The sequence below is a fragment of the Bradyrhizobium sp. 62B genome (assembly GCF_030272265.2).
In the GTDB taxonomy this organism is placed as follows: domain Bacteria; phylum Pseudomonadota; class Alphaproteobacteria; order Rhizobiales; family Xanthobacteraceae; genus Bradyrhizobium.
Genome location: NZ_CP092842.1, coordinates 86,115 through 100,479, shown reverse-complemented (window position 1 = coordinate 100,479; position 14,365 = coordinate 86,115). Strand labels below are relative to the sequence as shown.

The 14,365-nt window shown below is 66.0% G+C and carries 16 protein-coding genes and 4 pseudogenes; 5 read left to right on the top strand and 15 right to left on the bottom strand.

Annotated features, from left to right (window positions below):
- Window positions 1–454 precede the first annotated feature (454 nt).
- A pseudogene (locus tag ML401_RS35425) lies at window positions 455–968 on the top strand (IS110 family transposase); the annotation flags it as partial.
- Here the strand turns inward: ML401_RS35425 and ML401_RS35420 are convergent.
- The 10 genes and pseudogenes from ML401_RS35420 to ML401_RS35375 form a co-directional block, all read right to left on the bottom strand.
- A pseudogene (locus ML401_RS35420) lies at window positions 960–1,798 on the bottom strand (ISNCY family transposase); the annotation flags it as partial. The pseudogenes ML401_RS35425 and ML401_RS35420 sit on opposite strands and share 9 nt — an antisense overlap.
- Before the next feature lie 208 nt (window positions 1,799–2,006).
- Window positions 2,007–2,909, bottom strand: a complete 903-nt coding sequence (locus tag ML401_RS35415; protein ID WP_285813138.1) for a hypothetical protein — start codon at window positions 2,907–2,909, stop codon at window positions 2,007–2,009.
- Window positions 2,906–4,456, bottom strand: a complete 1,551-nt coding sequence (locus ML401_RS35410) for a hypothetical protein (RefSeq protein ID WP_285813137.1) — start codon at window positions 4,454–4,456, stop codon at window positions 2,906–2,908. The genes ML401_RS35415 and ML401_RS35410 overlap by 4 nt, the downstream gene beginning before the upstream one ends.
- 301 nt (window positions 4,457–4,757) lie before the next feature.
- A complete protein-coding gene (locus tag ML401_RS35405) occupies window positions 4,758–5,756 on the bottom strand; it encodes a polyprenyl synthetase family protein (protein WP_285813136.1) in 999 nt (332 codons plus the stop codon).
- 144 nt (window positions 5,757–5,900) lie between these two features.
- Window positions 5,901–7,244: a cytochrome P450 gene (locus tag ML401_RS35400; RefSeq protein ID WP_285813135.1), complete on the bottom strand. Its 1,344-nt coding sequence runs from the start codon at window positions 7,242–7,244 to the stop codon at window positions 5,901–5,903.
- Window positions 7,244–8,089, bottom strand: coding sequence for an SDR family oxidoreductase (locus ML401_RS35395; protein WP_285813134.1), 846 nt, complete (start codon window positions 8,087–8,089; stop codon window positions 7,244–7,246). The genes ML401_RS35400 and ML401_RS35395 overlap by 1 nt, the downstream gene beginning before the upstream one ends.
- Window positions 8,076–8,384 carry a ferredoxin gene (locus tag ML401_RS35390; RefSeq protein ID WP_285813133.1) on the bottom strand — a complete coding sequence of 103 codons (309 nt, stop codon included), beginning with the start codon at window positions 8,382–8,384 and terminating at the stop codon, window positions 8,076–8,078. Before ML401_RS35390 ends, ML401_RS35395 begins: the two co-directional genes overlap by 14 nt.
- Before the next feature lies 1 nt (window position 8,385).
- A complete protein-coding gene (locus ML401_RS35385) occupies window positions 8,386–9,675 on the bottom strand; it encodes a cytochrome P450 (RefSeq protein ID WP_285813132.1) in 1,290 nt (429 codons plus the stop codon).
- Between the two features lie 97 nt (window positions 9,676–9,772).
- Window positions 9,773–9,910 (bottom strand): annotated as a pseudogene (locus tag ML401_RS35380) (cytochrome); the annotation flags it as partial.
- A gap of 206 nt (window positions 9,911–10,116) precedes the next feature.
- A pseudogene (locus ML401_RS35375) lies at window positions 10,117–10,295 on the bottom strand (ATP-binding cassette domain-containing protein); the annotation flags it as partial.
- Window positions 10,296–10,473: 178 nt separating this feature from the next.
- On the opposite strand from ML401_RS35375, the gene ML401_RS35370 reads away from it, so the two are divergent.
- From ML401_RS35370 to ML401_RS35355, 4 genes are all read left to right on the top strand, one after another.
- Window positions 10,474–11,019 (top strand): hypothetical protein, encoded by a 546-nt coding sequence (locus tag ML401_RS35370; protein WP_285813131.1) that lies wholly within the window; start codon window positions 10,474–10,476, stop codon window positions 11,017–11,019.
- Entirely contained in the window at window positions 11,016–11,150 is a 135-nt protein-coding gene (locus tag ML401_RS35365; RefSeq protein ID WP_285813130.1) for a hypothetical protein, read from the top strand. Before ML401_RS35370 ends, ML401_RS35365 begins: the two co-directional genes overlap by 4 nt.
- Before the next feature lie 217 nt (window positions 11,151–11,367).
- Window positions 11,368–11,553: a hypothetical protein gene (locus ML401_RS35360; protein WP_285813129.1), complete on the top strand. Its 186-nt coding sequence runs from the start codon at window positions 11,368–11,370 to the stop codon at window positions 11,551–11,553.
- Window positions 11,553–11,675 (top strand): hypothetical protein, encoded by a 123-nt coding sequence (locus ML401_RS35355; RefSeq protein ID WP_285813128.1) that lies wholly within the window; start codon window positions 11,553–11,555, stop codon window positions 11,673–11,675. Before ML401_RS35360 ends, ML401_RS35355 begins: the two co-directional genes overlap by 1 nt.
- A gap of 41 nt (window positions 11,676–11,716) precedes the next feature.
- On the opposite strand, the gene ML401_RS35350 is transcribed toward ML401_RS35355, so the two are convergent.
- The 5 genes from ML401_RS35350 to ML401_RS35330 all read right to left on the bottom strand — a co-directional run bounded on the left by ML401_RS35350 (window position 11,717) and on the right by ML401_RS35330 (window position 14,291).
- Window positions 11,717–12,367: an SMC-Scp complex subunit ScpB gene (locus ML401_RS35350; RefSeq protein WP_285813127.1), complete on the bottom strand. Its 651-nt coding sequence runs from the start codon at window positions 12,365–12,367 to the stop codon at window positions 11,717–11,719.
- A 1-nt stretch (window position 12,368) separates the two neighbouring features.
- The gene (locus ML401_RS35345; RefSeq protein ID WP_285813126.1) at window positions 12,369–12,767 is read right to left on the bottom strand and encodes a DUF1403 family protein; all 399 of its coding nucleotides are present in this window, start codon (window positions 12,765–12,767) and stop codon (window positions 12,369–12,371) included.
- Between the two features lie 142 nt (window positions 12,768–12,909).
- Entirely contained in the window at window positions 12,910–13,206 is a 297-nt protein-coding gene (locus ML401_RS35340; RefSeq protein WP_285813125.1) for a DUF1403 family protein, read from the bottom strand.
- A 282-nt stretch (window positions 13,207–13,488) separates the two neighbouring features.
- Window positions 13,489–14,016 (bottom strand): GNAT family N-acetyltransferase, encoded by a 528-nt coding sequence (locus ML401_RS35335; RefSeq protein WP_285813124.1) that lies wholly within the window; start codon window positions 14,014–14,016, stop codon window positions 13,489–13,491.
- On the bottom strand, window positions 14,013–14,291 hold the full coding sequence (locus ML401_RS35330; RefSeq protein ID WP_285813123.1) for a DUF1778 domain-containing protein: 279 nt from the start codon (window positions 14,289–14,291) through the stop codon (window positions 14,013–14,015). Before ML401_RS35330 ends, ML401_RS35335 begins: the two co-directional genes overlap by 4 nt.
- Window positions 14,292–14,365 lie beyond the last annotated feature (74 nt).

Genomic DNA, 14,365 nt, shown 5'->3' with positions numbered 1-14,365 from the left:
CCATCAAGTCCTTGCGTCGGCGACCCCAATGGATGTGAAGATCTTGCTCCATATCCATTTGGCCAGTATGTTTGCAACAGTTATCCGGAGGCGTGCCGACACTAGGTCGCTTACGCAGAACGCTGTGGTTAGAGCGTCGCGAATGCCGTGCCGTCTTGCGGGTGCGTCCTTTACTGGGCGGCGCAAGGCGCCATGCTAAACGTTCCCAGGAGCACATATCCCGAGATTGTAGTCGGGCTCACAACATGGGTGAGGAACTCTCTCCGGGGAAACTGCTGGTCGAAGCCGACCTCATCGCTCCAAGCGGTGAAGGAATGAGATTGGTCTCATCGTCATGGCAGGAATTGATTGTAAGACCGTATGTCCGTCTCTGCCGCTGAGGTGGCTCGCCCTACACTGCGCGTCCGAGGGTTGCTGAGGTTCCGAGCCTATCCTCATCACAGGAGGACGCGCCGTGGCGGATTATAGGGAAGCATTTGTTGGCATCGATGTCGCCAAACTGAGAAATGCCGTCGCGATTGCGGAGGCAGGGCCGGGAGGGAGGCGTTCGCTTCTTCGGTGAAGTCGATGCTTCGGCCGTCAACATGGGCCGCGTTATAGTGCGGATCGCCAGCCCGTTTAATCGCGTCCACTGTTACGAGGCCGGCCCGACGGGCTATGGCCTTTATCGTCTGATCCGATCGCTCGGCCACGAATGCACGGTGGTGGCGCCATCGTTGATCCTAAGGAAGCAGCCCGGCGATCGGGTGAAGACGAACCGCCGAGACGCCGTTTCTTTCGCCCGGTTGCTGGCGAACTGACCGCGGTGTGGGTTCCCGATGAAGGCCCCGAGGCGATGCGAGATCTCTTTCGCCCGAGCGGCAGCGATTGAAGCACTGCGAGTCCACCGGCAACAGGTGAACACGTTCATGCTCAAGCACGGCCGCACCTATCCGCAGGGCTGGACCATGCGCTATCTGCGCTGGCTTTAGGAACAGCAGTTCGATCACCCCGCACATCAGATCGCGCTCCAGGAGATGGTCCGCTTTCAGGCCCTCGAACCGACGATGGCCGACCATCCTGCGCACGACGGCTCCGTTCTTCTGCTCGACGAACGCCTGGTCGTTCTTCCGGTAGGGCCGGCAACGCGTGAAGACAATGTTGGCCCTATCGCAGTAGGCTTTCAGTGTCTCATTCATGAACAGTGTCATTGTCCGTATCGAGGCCGATCAGCGCAAAGGGCAATTGTTTGCGCAACTCCGTCAACACCATACTCAACAGCGTTTGTTCGGGCACGATCAGAGGAGCGCACTCCGTCCAGCCGGTAGCAATGTCGGTGAGCACGAGGGTTTGGATGAAGCTGCCGCGCGCCGATGGACCGCTATGCGCTACAAGGTCAGCCTCGACGAACCCCGGCGCCGGATCGTTCCAATCTGCCGACGACCGTATTGGAATACTGCGACTCCTTCGCGGACCCGCGCCAATGCGCGGTCGATCGTCGCAGCGCTCATTGCCAAACGTTTGTCGCGGGTCTCGGGGCAAGGCCGAGGTGGCAGTGCCGTTCCATCGCCATTAACGCCTTCAGCCGCTTCCCGCAAATCCGATCTGACGCCTCCCAAAGGAGTACGAGCGCGTTGTATTCTGCCTCATTATAGACCCGGCGTCGCGCCTGCCGGCTCGGGGGTGCGTCGCCCTGACCTCGAAGAAGCCGCATCGCATGCTTGCGACGGAATCCCGTGATGCCGACGAACTCGTCCAATATCCTCGCCTTCTTCGCGCGATCCGAGGTCCGATAGCGCGTCCTTGCCGCCGCCGTCAGCTACTTCCGCGTCGCCATGCTTACCACCCCATCTTCGCCCCCGTTCGCTCCCGATCCGAGGGAGCAACTTAGGTGAGGCAACGGCTCAACATCCGGTAACAATTAAGGCGAGGCAATGCGATGTTCGCTCCATTCCGTCGCATCGGGCGACCGCGTTGCGTCGGATTGGACCGACGGCAGCGCGCGCACGCCGCCGCCTTCCGCGCGTTCAGGCCGGCGCACGCTGGCCTCCCCCCGCAGCGTCGCTGCGGTAGCGGCTGGTCGAGGTCTGGTAGTACTGCGCGCGGGCGGCCGCCATGGCCTCGATCAACGGTCCCCACGGCGCGGGAAAGCGTTCTTCCGCCATCACTCCGCGCAGCATGCGCGTATGGCCGGCCAGCTCATCGTTGAGGAACTCCACCACAGGCATAGCCGGATAGCGCTGCAGCAACAGGATCGCCGCGTTGTCGGCCTCGCCGGCCGATGTGTCCTTGTCGCGTCCATGCAGATCGTTCTGCAGGCGCCCTATCGCGGAGATGAGCCGCAGGACCTGGCGAAACGCCGGACGCGCGCGCAAGGTCGCCATGTCCAGGCCCCACAGCAACGACAGGCAACAGAACACGTTCGCGTAGGCGATCGAATCGATGCCGTTGTGCAGGTACTCGGCGTAGGAGAAGCGCTCCGCCCCTGCCGCGTGCGCGTGTCCGGCGCGCAGCGCCGCGCAGTAGCACTGAGTATCGTCGAGAAGCTGAGCATAGTCGCGACGATCATAGGCGAGCGCGGCCAGCGAAGCGCGCAGCACAGTGCAGCCCTCGAATCCGGGGAGCGCGCACGGGACGCCCTGCCCCAGCGCCTGCTCTACCGCGTCGAGCTGCTCCGGCGCGATCAGGCCAAGGTCGTTGCAATCGTCGAGCCAGAATAGCAGCGCCAGTTCGCGATAGAACGCCACGATCAGCGTTTCGTCGTGCGGATCGCGGCCGGTGCGGGTGCTGATGTCGCGCAGGCTCGGTTGGATGCGCTGCAGGATGTACTGGCCGCCCCTGACCGCTTCCACGGCATGCTCGTCGGCGAACCCTGTCAGGGAACGCCCCCACTCCAGCACCTGCTGCAGCGCGCGTTCGGTCTGGATCATCGCGCCGCTCCTGCTCCCTCGGGCAGGACGCGCCGGCCCCAACCAAGCGCCAGCCATAACCCGGCGAGCTCGGCGACGCGCACGACCCGGGTGGGACAATACAGTTCCTTGCCGATCCACAGCGGCGTCTTCGGCAATGCATGCGCCGCATGACGGGCGAGCATCCATTCCAGCGCGCGCGCCACCGCCTGCGCGATGCGCCGGCGCCCTGTCGGTTCTTCGCTCCCGTCCATCACGTGCAACGCGAACAGCGCATAGGCGGTTTCCTCGAATGTGGACGCGCGACGGGTGCCCCAGCCGCCGTCATTGCGCTGCGCCTGCAGCAGCGCCGCCAGCGCGGACTCGTCGCGCCACTGGGGCTTGCCTTGCGCCAGCGCAGCGACCGCATGCGCCGTGGGATACAGCCACGAAACGTGCCATTTGTCGTTGTCCCATAGACCATCCGGGTTGCGATTGGCCTCGACGTAGGCGGTGGTGCCGGCGGCGGGCTTTCCTAACAGTCGCAACGCATGCAGGGCATGGATGTTGGTCGAGACCGAGGCATTGCGCTCGCCGGGGAAGGTGACGAACAGCTCGCCGATCGCGAAATGGCGCAACGCATCGACCGCCGGGTCGCGGCCTGCAAGGCACAGGACGCACAACGCAACGGCGGTGTCGTCCGCATCGGCCGCGAAGTGCAAGGCCGGGCCCAGACCGCGCACGCCCAAGCGGGCGTCGAGCTGCGCGACAATCACGCGCACCGCCTCGGCGAGCGCGGGATGCGCGAACAACCCAGCCAGATGCAGGGTGTACAGCGACCAGCATGGCTCGAACACATTGATCGGCCAGACGTTGGGAACGACACCTTCGATGCCGCTGCGCGTCGCCCGCGATGCCGCCTGCAGATACGCGTCGGCGCCTCCGACCTGCGGCGTGCTCCCCTGTGTCACGGCATGCGCACGCCACGCGGCGGTGGCCGCCGGACTGATGCCGATGCTGCCGTCGTCATCCGGGCATGCGGTGGCCGGCGACGTCCCCCAAGCTTCCCAGGAGTGCAGCAAGGGATGGCCGCTCGGCAACGTCGCCACCGCCCCCAGCTTGACCAGGCACGCTTGCCGCAACGGCAACAGCGCCGAGTGGCGCGGAAGCGCCACGCCGCCCAGCAAGGATGCGGCCTCGCAGCAAAACTGCGGCAGGATCAGCTCCACGCCGATCGGCGCATCTTCCGGCACCGCATGCGGGTAGGGATCGGGCTGGCGCTGGAGGAATCGGGTTGCAGCCTGGACTGCGTCGGCCGCGCCGGGAAGAGGATCGGCACGCTGCAATGCCAGCAACGCCGCCCACGTGGGCGCATGGCGGAACAGCGGGAAGTCCGCGCTTCCCCATCCGCCATCGGCCTGTTGCTGCGCGATGAGCCAGGCGTATGCGTTCTGCCGGCCGGTGACGTTGCCGCGGAACTGCAGAGCTCGCGCCGTGTCGTAGACGGACGGACCGACGCTGCCGCCATCGCTCATCTCGCTCAGCACGTGGCGCAATTCGGAAAGGATCTGTTCGGACAGCGCGTTCACGCGGGATGTTCCTTCCGCAGCGGTTTGACGAGAACCAGGATCGAGCAGACGCTGCGCACGTCGCCGCAGGCCCGTCGCGGCCCGGCGCATGGGCAGCGCCGGACGGCCGCCCTACTCCGGCGCAGCGACGCGCCCCCGATGCTGGCGCCGGTCCGCCGCATAGGCTTGCGCGCCGCGTGCGCCGCGGCCGCGATGGGCGACCGCTGCGATCGGCGCAGCGGACTCGGACACAGTGCAGCATGCACCGCTGCCGCCGGCCGATCGCAGCGCCACAGGGGCGACTCCATGCGGACGGGCGCGCTCATGCGCATGGCGCGTGCTTGAACAGATACGCGTTGGCCCGCCGCAGGAGTTGCGCCAACCGTTCCGCACGCGGCCCCAGTGGGGCAATGGCCTCCCCGGCGTCGCGCAACAGATCCAACGCGAACTGGCGCGCTGCCTGCAGCCCCATGATCGACGCGCAGGTCGGCTTCTGCGCCGCCGCGTCCTTGCCGCGGGTCTTGCCCAGCGTCGCGGTATCCGCTGTCGCGTCGAGAATGTCGTCGACCACCTGCAACGCCAGGCCGAAACAGGCGCTGTAGCAATCGAGCGCACAGTACAGCGGAGCGTGCGTGGCATCCTCCGCGATGGCGCATAGCGCGCCCATGCGAACGGACGCGCGCACTAGCGCTCCGCTCTTCATCCGGTGCATCGCCACGATCCTGTCCAGCCCGACCTGCTTTCCAACCAGCGACAGATCCATGGCCTGCCCGCCTGCGGCACCCTCGGCGGACACCGCCTGCGCCAGTTCGCGCACGAGCGCGATACGGTTGTCGCCCGGCGCATCCAGGCTCGCCAGGGTCAGGAAGGCGTGCGCCTGCAGCGCATCGCCAACCAGGATCGCAGTGGCTTCGCCGAACTTGACGTGCACGGTCGGAAGGCCGCGGCGAAGCACGTCGTCGTCCATCGCGGGCAGGTCGTCGTGGACCAGGGTACAGGCGTGCATCATCTCGATGGCGGCGCCAACGTCGTCGAGCATGTGCGCCGGCGTGTCGGCCAGTGCGCCGGCAGCCAGACTGAGCAAGGCGCGGGTGCGCTTCCCGCCATTCAAGGTGGCGTAGCGCATCGCCGCCATCAGCTCGGTCTCACCGTCGTCTTTGGCGCAGAGAAGACGCGCCAGCGCCTGTTCGACCCGCTTTGCGCCGTCCAGCATCCAGATCTCCGGCAGCAGCCAGCCGGATGCGCCGCGCGCCTGCGCGCCCGATCCGCCGAGCGCGGAAACGCCAGTCCAGTCGTCGTGTAGCGTGGAACCGGTCTGCATGTCTTCATGTCCTTGTACCTGACAGGAGACGGCCACGGCGAGCGGCGAGCCGCCGCGGGTTGCTGGCGTCGCAGCCAGTGCAGCAATGCCGCGCGTTGCCAGCGCCGCTGCCTCGCCACACGGGGCATGTGATGCGATGCCAGCTCATGAGAATCCGATGCGGATTGTCATGGACGGATGTGCGATCGGGTAGTAGCGCCGGCCTTTTTCGACGCCGTTCAGCAACCGCGGCCGTACCCCGGCCTTGTGCATGGTCAGCGCCAAAGCGATGCAGAACTGCACCAGTTCCAGCCATACCAGGTGGTAGCCGATGCAGACGTGTGGACCGGTACCAAACTGCAGCATGTCCACCGGTCGGATCGGCTCCGCGCGTTGCAGCCACCGTGCCAGGCGGAACTGATCAGGCGCCTCGTGCAGCAGCGCCGAGGTCGAGAAATGCAGCAGCGGGATGCACAGATCGGTGCCCGCGGGAATGCGCCGTTGGCCAAGTTGCAAATCCTGTAGCGCGCGACGCGGCAGGAGCGTGGTCGCCGGATGCACGCGCAACGTCTCGCGGAACAGCGCCTCGGCGACCGGACATTGCGCCAAGTCCGCGTGCCGGGTCGGCACCGCGCCCACACGTTGCGCCTCCTCGACCAGGGCGTCCCACAGCTCAGGCTGCCGCGCCAGCTCGATCACCATCCAGGCCATCGTCGAGGCGGCGGTGTCGTGGCCGCCAAGCAGCAGCAAGCGGATGTTGGCGACCAGGATGTCATCGGAGAGCGCATCGCCGCTGCGATCGAAGGCGCTCACCATGTCGTTGATCAACCCGGTGCGCCCGGCATGCGCCCGTGCGTCGCGGACGAACTGGCGCAACTGCGCGTCGATCCATTCCCGGGCGCCGCGGCCGCGCCGCAAGGGCAGTCCGGGCAGGTCGACTGGCGGCGCGACGATCAACTGCAGCAGTTGCTGGTACTTGCGATGCCATTCCGGCAGGTCCTGCGCGGGGATTCCCATCAGGCTGAAGATGAGCTTGAGCATCAGGTCGCCGGTTTCGCGCAGGATGGTTACGTTGCCGCGGTCGCGCCACGCCTGCACCCGCGCCCGGATGACGGGCGCGAACAGGTCGCCGATGCCGGCCTCGGTCAGCCCCTTGGGCAGGAACGCCGCCTTGATCGAATCGCGCGCCTGCCGGTGAGCGCCGCCGTCTTGGGCGACCAACGTTCCGCCAAACAATTCGGGCGCGATCTCTTCGATCAGCGCCGAGGACACGTCCTTGTGCCGGAGCAGTGCGAACGCATCCGGATCCACGCAGGTCATCAGGTGTCCGGCAGGGCCGAAATCCAGCCAGAAGTGCCTACCCAGCGTCCGTTCCGCGCGCCGCAGCAGGCGCGGCAGGTCGCAGACGATGGCGGGAAGATGCCCGACCAGGGGGAAAGCGCCGGGCACGACCGGGATGTCGCACCGCAGCCGATGCCGACGGTCGAGCGGGTTGAGCAGCATGTCCATCAGCAGTGCGGCGCCGCGGCCGCTTCGGCGGTGTCGCCGGCAGGCTGCGCGGCGCGGCTGTTGCCACCATCCGCGTACGTCGGCACATGTGCCAGCATGCCGCCGTCGATGCACACGATCTGGCCGGTGATGAACGCAGCATCGTCGGAGAGCAGGAACGCCACCAGCGCGGCTACGTCCTCGGGGCGGCCGACGTGCGGCAGGAGCTGGTGCCGGCGCAGATGCCGTTGCATGCCCTCATCCAGCTTAGCGAGGAGACGCTCGGTCATGATGAGACCCGGCGCAACCGCGTTGCAGCGGATCTGCGCATAACCGTACTGGGTGGCGAGTGAGGCCGTCAGCATGTTCACCGCCGCCTTCGACGCGGCGTAGGACGTATGCGCGGTGTCACCGCTGAGCCCCTGGCACGACGACATGTTGACGATTGCGCCACCGCCGCGGGCGATCATCCGTGGGATGGCCTGCCGGCAGCAAAGCAGTGTGCCGCGCAGATTGGTCGCCATGGTCTGATCCCAGACCGCCAGGTCCAGGTCGAGGATCGCGCGGTCGCGCGGGGTCAGGTGCATGGCGCTCGCGTTGTTGACCAGCAGGTCGACCCCACCGAAGTGCCGCTCCGTCGTCTCGAACAGCGCTGTCACCGCCTGCGCATCGGCGATGTCCATGGCCAGGGCCAGCGCGTGGCCCGCTTCGGCCGCGATCTGCGCGGTGCAGGCGATGGCCGCCGAGCCATCAACGTCAGCCACCACCACTCTGCCGGCCTCGCGCGCGATGGCGAGGGCGCATGCCTTGCCGATGCCGGCGCCGGCGCCGGTCACCACGGCCACCTTGCCTTCAAACCGTCTCATCGTGTCCTCCTGGATTGCGATGGTCTTTCGCGGCATGCCGCTCGGCCTCCGCCGGAGAAGGCGCAGGGTCGGCGCTGGCGCGCTCGTCATCGCCAGCGTCGCTTTCGATGACCCGAATGGCGGCGACCGGGCACTGCCTGGCCGCGAGCCGCACGGCGGTGTGCAGCGCCTGCGGGACAGTCGCCACGCACACTTCGGCCACGCCGTCCGATTCGCGCTGGCGAAAGGCGCCCGGCAGCTTCAGCACGCACTGCCCGGTGGTTCCGCACAGATCCTGGTCGACCACGACGCGCATCTCAGCCCCCCTGCGCAGGCAACCGCACCGGCAGCGCGCGGAACGTCCTAAGGAACGCGGAGGGCTCCCGGGTCGGCTGCTCGGCCAATGCCAGCCTGGGGAAGCGGGCCTGGATCCGCGGCAGGCTCTCGGCCAACTGCACTCGGGCCAGTTGCGCACCGAGGCAGAAGTGGATGCCGTGGCCGAAGCTCAGCATGATCTTCCCGTCGATCGATATGCCAGGACCGGTGCCGTAGAACCGCGCGGGATCGAAGTGGTCGGGATCGGCGAAGGCGTCCGGGTCGCGATTGCCGGCCGCGATCAGCACGCGCGCGTCCGCGTTCTTCGGGATCACCACGCCGCCGAGTTCGATGTCGCGCTGGGCGATACGCGGAATGGAGCTGAACATGGCGGGCGCGTCGCAGCGCAGGACTTCTTCGACGAATGCCTTCACCTCCGCGGCGTCTCCCTGAAGCCAGTGCCGCTGTTCGGGATACGACAGCATCGCCAGGACCGCATGGTCGATGGTCGCAGCAGTGGTGGCGAAGCCGCCCAACAGCATGCCCCACAGCATGCTGATCAACTCCGCATCCGACAGCGTGTCGGCATCGTCGTCGTGTGCGCCGACCAGCATCGACACGATGTCGTGGCGGGGATCAGTGCGCTTGCGCTGTATGAGGTCGCCGAAGTAGGTCTGCACCCTGGCGCTGGCCGCGTCCGCAGCGGCGAGCTGGGGATCGCTGGCGTGCGGGCTCAGGCCTTCCAGAATGGCGCCGATGCCGGCGGCGAGCCCGAACATGGCGTCCTGGGGCATGCCGAACAGTTCGGCGAAGACCAGCATGGGCAGGGCCAGCGCGAATTCCCGATGCAGGTCCACCGCCTCCCCGCGCTCCAGCGCGGGCGCCATGCCCTCCAGGCGCGCTGCGACGATACGCGCAATGCTCGGCCGCAGGTTGTCGATCTGGCGCATGGTGAAGTCGCGCGAGATCAGCCGGCGCAGACGCGTATGCGTTGGCGGATCCTTCATCGCTAGCGTGGACGCCAGCAGATTGAGCGACAGGCTGGTCGCCGCACGGGGGAAATAGCGCGCCAGTTCGCCCGTCGCCGGTCCCCGAAACGCATCGCCCGTGGCCTGGAGCGCCCAGTAGATGTCGGCGTGGCGGCTTAACAGAAAGAGGCCCGACGCCGCGCGATGCACCGGATCGTGCTCGCGCAACCACCGCATGAATGGATACGGGTCGTGGATGCATGCTGGCGACGCCAGTTCGGCGAAGGCGTCCCGGCATGCTGCCGTGGTTTCTTGCACGTCCATCTTGGTTACCTGATGGCTGGCTGATCTGACCGGCGCGTGCGCCGGCAAACTGCGGTATCGCGATCCCCGGCGGCGTCCGCGCATCACGAGAGAACCGAAACTCCTCGAACCCGTCAGTGATGATCTCCTTGCGCAACTTCAGTTCTTCGGGCGCCACGGCCAGGCGCAGCGCGGGAGGGCGCTGGAAGATCGAACCGAACACCGCCTTGAGTTCCAGCCTGGCCAGCGCCACGCCGGGGAAGGTGACCGGCAGGCGCTGCGGGCAGCGGCTTCACGTGCGCTTGCGTTCACTTCTGTTCGTCGATGATGATCGGCGGCCGGACCCTAGGGCCTCAATTTGGCTTTAGCCAACTACCGAACCTTGTAGTAGCCCCCTAAGCTAGAAGCCTGGTGGAGCAAAAAAATATGCGGAAAACACTGTCGCCACGCTACCATCCGGAAACCTATTTCCAATGGGTAGACTCCGGTGATGATGTTCAGCATCGAGCTCTTGCCGGCGCCGTTAGGACCGATCAGCGCGCAGATCTCCCTCGGGCGACCCCGAAGCTCAGCCCATTGAGCGCCTTGATTCCCTTGAACGATAGGTACACATCACGCAGCTGCAGAATCGGCTCGGACATCGCGCGTCACGCCTCGACGGGCTGGCGCTCGGCCGTGCCCTCTAATTGGCCGGCACGGCGCTTGACTGCCTCGATATCCCGATAGGCGGCGGCCGGGTGACTCGAGGGCAGATAGACCCCTCTCCGAACAGCTTCTCACGCAACGTTCCGGGACGATAGGCAGACGGGTAATGCCCCATTGCCGCACTCGCATCCATCGCCGATCCGCACCGCCGACGATACGATCGATCTGCTGCGGCGACTGGCGGCACATTATCCCGACACCAAGATCACCGGCATCCTCAATCGCCAAGGCCGTACAACGGCCACAGGACTGTCGTTTACGGCAAATCGTGTGTCGAGCCTGCGGACGCACTGGGAGATCCCGTGCTTTGAGCCGAAACAGCAAGTGCAGGACGGCGAGTGCATGAAGATCGAGAAAGCAGCACGCGCTCTCGGGATCGCACCCTCTACTTTGCATCGCTGCCTCAACGATAGCTTCATTGCCGGAGAGCAGATCACACCTGACGCGCCGTGGCGAATCCGTATCAACGACAAGTTGCGGTCGCGCTTTGTGGAGAGCGCGCCCGAAAGGTTACGTGAAGACGTTCAAGGCCATGAATCTACTCGGCGTCTCGCGGCAAACCATCTTGCAACGTGTAAAGTGAAATGGCGCCCCCGATTTTGGGACCAGAGGCTTAGTTGGAAAAAGGCCGCTCCGTCTGATAGACGGAGTGAACAATGACGAAGAAGCCGAAACGCAAGATCGACGCGGCACTGAAGGCAAAGATCGCGCTAGAGGCGGTGCGGGAGCAGGCGACGGTGGCCGATTTGGCCCCGCGCTACGAGGTTCATCCGAACCAGATCTATGCCTGAAAGAGGCAACTGCTGGAACAGGCGGCCCGGGCCTTTGACGCGGATGTTCGGGCGGGAGGGCGAGGACGCTCGTAAACGCGAGATCGAGAAGCTGCACGCCAAGATTGGACAACTGACAGTCGAGCGCGATTTTTTAGTGCGGAGGTCCGGAAGATGAGCACGCCGGACCGTCCGGGAATGCTCGATCGCGCCGGCGCTGTCGGTCCGCGGGCAATGCATGTTGCTTGGCATCTCCCGCTCTGGCGTCTACCGGCCGCCCCGGCCGGCCAACGACAACGACCTTGCCCTGATGCGGCGGATCGACGAGCTGTTCACGGCCTGGCCGTTCCTGGGCTCGCCGCGAATGACCGCGATGCTGAAGGCTGAGGGGCTTCAGGTCATCGCAAGCGCGTGCAGCGCCTGATGCGCAAGATGGGCATCGCGGCGCTGGGACCGAAGCCGAACACGACGAAGCCGGCGCCGGGCCACAAGATCTATCCCTATCTGCTGCGCAACATGACGATCGACCGGCCGAACCAGGTGTAGGCGGCCGACATCACGTATTTGCCCATCGGCCGTGGCTTTCTTTATCTCGTTGCCATCATCGACTGGGCGAGCCGTGCAGTTCTGGCGTGGCGTATCTTCAATACAATGAATACCTCGTTCTCCAGCGCTTCCATGTCCGGCAGGTCGCGCAGCGTCTCGAAGCCGAAATGGACCAAAAACCCCTTGGCGGTGACATAGGTATAGGGCGCCCCCGGTTGGGGCGTGCGCGGGCCTGAGGCGATGAATCCGAGACCGCGCAGGTGGCCGATCAGATCGCGGCTGACCTTCTTGCCGAAGAAGAAGGAGAGCTCACTGCGGGTAATCGGTTGATAATAGGCGATACACATCAGGATCAGGCTTTCCGCTTGCGAGAGCGGGCACACCTGCTCACCACGCCCAGTCGCTGCGCGGATGGCTTGCGCGAACACTTTGCGGGTGCGGTGCTGCCAGCCGCCGGCGACAGTCACGAGTTCGTAGGGCCGGCCGCGCAGCTCTTCGCGAATGTCATCGATCAGGAGCTCGATGCTGCAATCGCGCCCGACGACGCGGGCGAGGGTCTCGCGCATCACCGGTTCGGGCGAGGCAAAGATCACGGCCTCGACCCGGCCCATCCACTCGCGCCAGCGCAGCTCTGGCGGCATGTCGGCGAGCTCAGTGTCGAGATCCGCTTTCGCTCGCGCGCGCCGTCCCATGTCAGAGCCCGTAGAGTCGGAAGGTAGGCCGGCCGGTGAGCTCGCGCACAACGCCGAGCGCCACCAGCCGCTCGAACAGGCGCCGCGTCGAGCGATCGCTCGCGGTTTTGCCCGCGCCGGCTGGTTGCGCGTCTTCTATCAGCAGGATCGCCACCATCATGTCGGCGTCGCGGCGGCGCAGCTTCGGCGCAGCGGCCAGTAGCCGATTGGCCCGCCGTACGAGGTCGGCATAGAGCTCCGAGGCAGCGCCGGCGGCGCGGGCAAAGGCGTGAGCGCAAGCGATCGGCCAGGTTTCGTCAGGCCCGCCCGCCTTGGCAGCGGCGCGCAAATCGGCGCGGCGGACCTGGCCCGCGATCAGCGGCACGACCCTCGGCCATTTCAGGCGATGGGCGAGCACCATAAGGCAAGCCACAACGCAGCGGCTCGCTCTGCGGGATGAAGCGCATGCTCGCGGCGGCAATTTCCGCGTCGGCTGCAACGGCGCTGCCCTGTCCGGACGCCAGCTTCGCCGCGACGGTGACGATGTCCAGCAGCGCCTCGTCTCAGTACAGCTCGAACCGAACGGCCAGGGTCATCAGCCAAGCGTTCGGCACCATTGCGGCACGCTCGCCAAGATGCCGCCAAGCCTTGAGGAGGCGTCCACCCGGGCCAGGATCATCGGTCTGGCGGCGCAGGTACCAGGCGTCGCGGAGTGCCGCCTCATCTTCGCTGCGGCCAGCATGCCGGGTCAGGGCGGCGGCGTCGGCGAGCGCCAATCGGTCGCGCCAGAGAGCGCCGAGCAGGTGCTCGCTGCGGGCGATCGGATGAATGGCGGCCAGTGCGGCCCCGGCGAAAAACATCGCATCGTCAACGGATTGCGCAGCTGGGGCGGTCCGGACCCAGATCGGACAGGGCGGAAAGGCCGGCGGGGCTTCAGGGAGGATTCGCGTGCGTGATGGATGGCCGAGTCTAACCACGCGCGGTGCTTATCAGTCGTTTTCTCCTTTATATAGAGGATGCCGATTCTCAGCGCCTACACGACCGAAAATCACCCGCAATCGAGCTCCCGGCCGCCGCTCGACGTGGCGTCCGGAAGTCCAGGCAACGTTACGTGGGTGTCGGCAGAGGACGCCGGGGCCTGGCTAGAGCCGTCCGGCTGCCCGCAACGCATCGGCGAAGGTCGCAAGCGGCGCAACAAGCGTAAGCGGCCGGTAGGCCAGCGGCTCGGCGCCAAAGCCGCGATACCACTGCGCGGCCCGCTCGTTCTTGGCCTCAATGCCTATCAGGACGCCGCCGATCTCTTCCGTCACCCGCAAACAGCGCAAAGCGGCCGCCAACAGGAGCTGGCCACCCAGTCCCCTGCCCGCGACCGTCTTGTCGACCGCGAGCCGCGCCAGCAGGAATCCCGGCACTTTGTGGCGCGCCAGGCCCTTGGTCATGACGGCCGCCACGGCCTTGTGAGCGACCGACGCCGGCGCAACGCTGTAGAAGCCGAGGACGAGGCTCGGCGCGTCATTGGCGATCGCACAATAGGTCTTGACCGCGTTCTGCTCATGCCCCTGGCGCGCATAGCGCATCAGGAAGGTGTTCAGCGCGTCGTCCCCACAGTCAAAGGTTTCCCGATCATGGCTCTTGGCGATCGGCTCCTCATGCCAAGCCGGAACCGTCACAGATCTTTGGGCAGACTGGCTGCGGCCGCGCGCAGCTTGGCATTCGCCTTGGGCGGATTGTCCAGGAGGTCGAGGATGCGCGCAAAATCGCGTTCCGGCACCTTGATCACATCGGCTTCGGCAATGACGGCGTCCGCTTCGCGCAGCGCCGACTGCGTCACAAAACTGGTCAGATCAGTATGGCGTAGCGCAGCCGCGCGCATCAGCCGGGCTTTCACCTCCGGCTTGATCCGCAGATTCATGCGGTTGGTGTCATCGATGGCAACGCGCGCCATGGCTCAATCCACTCCTTGTACAGCCACAGTATGTACACGAGACAGCAGACCAAGTCAATTCCGTACACACACAA